The 2007-nt window shown below is 43.5% G+C and carries 1 protein-coding gene and 1 riboswitch; the gene reads left to right on the forward strand.

Annotated elements, in window-relative coordinates:
- Nucleotides 1–71: riboswitch (Lysine riboswitch) on the forward strand. This riboswitch is flagged as partial in the annotation.
- Nucleotides 72–187: 116 nt separating this feature from the next.
- On the forward strand, nucleotides 188–1789 hold the full coding sequence (locus tag B9J87_RS08150) for a Na+/H+ antiporter NhaC family protein (RefSeq protein ID WP_029388167.1): 1602 nt from the start codon (nucleotides 188–190) through the stop codon (nucleotides 1787–1789).
- Nucleotides 1790–2007 lie beyond the last annotated feature (218 nt).

A 2007-nucleotide genomic window follows, 5' to 3' on the forward strand; every position in this document is an offset into this window, starting at 1 on the left:
GGTTGTATTCGAATAGGAACAACACTGCCATAGTCTATTCTTTTTTTAAACTATGGAGCGCTACTGTAGGGTTGGGTGAAGTGTTCGCTTCCCTTTCGCTTAGTTCAACATGAATTACATGGTTACCTTAGCCCGTAATTTGTCTGCAGTAGATCTCTAACCATTTACTTACTGGTTTTTGAAGATCATGAATTTAATCGATTTTGCATCATCTCCTCTGTCGCTGTTACCGCCTCTGGTAGCATTAAGTTTGGCTGTTCTTACACGCAGAGTACTTGTTTCGTTAGGTGTCGGTATTGTATTAGGCGCGGTATTACTCGCGGATTATTCTTTTGGTAGTGCATTCAGTTATGTTGCTACTAAGGTATCAAGCGTCTTTGTTGCTGATGGCGGCATTAACACTTGGAATATGAGTATCGTCGGATTTTTGCTTTTATTAGGTATGATGACCGCGCTATTAACTTTGTCTGGCGGTACTCGTGCTTTTGCCGAATGGGCACAAGTCCGCGTAAAAAGTAAACGTGGCTCAAAACTGCTGGCGGCATTTTTGGGTGTGTTTATTTTCGTTGATGATTATTTTAACAGTTTAGCCGTAGGTTCTATTTCTCGTCCTGTGACTGACCGCTTTTATGTATCTCGCGCTAAACTTGCCTATATCCTTGATTCAACTGCAGCACCAATGTGCGTTGTGATGCCAGCTTCTAGTTGGGGCGCGTACATTATGACGATTATTGGCGGTATTCTCGTTTCTCACGGGATTACCGAATATTCGGCATTGGGCGCGTACATGCGTTTAGTACCAATGAATTTTTATGCCATTTTTGCATTACTGATGGTGTTTGCGGTGGTGTGGTTCCAATTAGATATTGGTCAAATGCGCCAGCATGAAATTAATGCCTCCCAAGGCCGTGGATTCGACGACGCAAATGAAAACGATAGCCAAGACGCACATGAGTTAAATGAAGAGCTTGATATCAAAGAGAGCGAACATGGCAAAGTGTTGGATCTGGTTTTGCCTATCGTATTACTCATCATTGCAACGATTTCAGCCATGTTATTTACGGGTGGTCAATCTTTAGCCGCAGACGGTAAAGCATTTGATCTACTGGGTGCGTTTGAAAACACCAATGTCGGCGCTTCATTGATTTACGGCGGGCTAGTTGGCTTGGCGATGGCTCTGTTTACCGTGTTTAAGCAAAAGCTGCCAATGAATGACATCAGTAATACATTGTGGATCGGTGCTAAATCGATGTTTGGTGCGATTTTGATCCTGATTTTTGCCTGGACAATTGGCTCTGTTATTGGGGACATGAAAACCGGTGCGTATATGTCATCTTTGGTTCAAGGTAATATTGATCCGCATTGGCTACCGGTCATCTTATTCTTACTATCGGGTGTGATGGCGTTTTCAACCGGCACTTCTTGGGGAACGTTTGGCATCATGTTGCCCATTGCTGGAGATATGGCCGCGGCGACCGATATCGCTCTAATACTCCCGATGCTGAGCGCGGTGCTCGCTGGTTCCGTTTTTGGTGACCACTGTTCTCCTATTTCTGACACCACCATTTTATCGTCGACAGGCGCGCGTTGTAACCATATCGATCACGTTGCGACACAATTGCCGTATGCACTGGCTACGGCCTTGGTTTCGAGTGTCGGTTTTGTTGTTTTAGGCATGACAGCGTCAGTGCTGATCTCGTTGGCTTGTGCCTCTGTTGCATTTATCATTGTGTGCATGATTATGGCCGCTATGGCGAAATCAAAAATGACACATTGCGAGACGTTGTAGCCGTATTTTGGTTAAATAGAGTTGATAAAAGGGAAACGAAAGTTTCCCTTTTTTATTACTGGTGCACGACGGCGAAAAAAGATTTTAAAAAAGCAAAATTTTTAGTTGAAAAAGAACATCAGCTTGGTTAGTGTGGAGTCAAGACAGCAAACCAATAAGAGCTGATAAGTATGCGTAATTTTGTAATGAACATTCATCATCACCATCACCCTAAATAA

The organism is Vibrio sp. V19_P1S1T109, from assembly GCF_002241375.1.
GTDB lineage: Bacteria > Pseudomonadota > Gammaproteobacteria > Enterobacterales > Vibrionaceae > Vibrio > Vibrio anguillarum.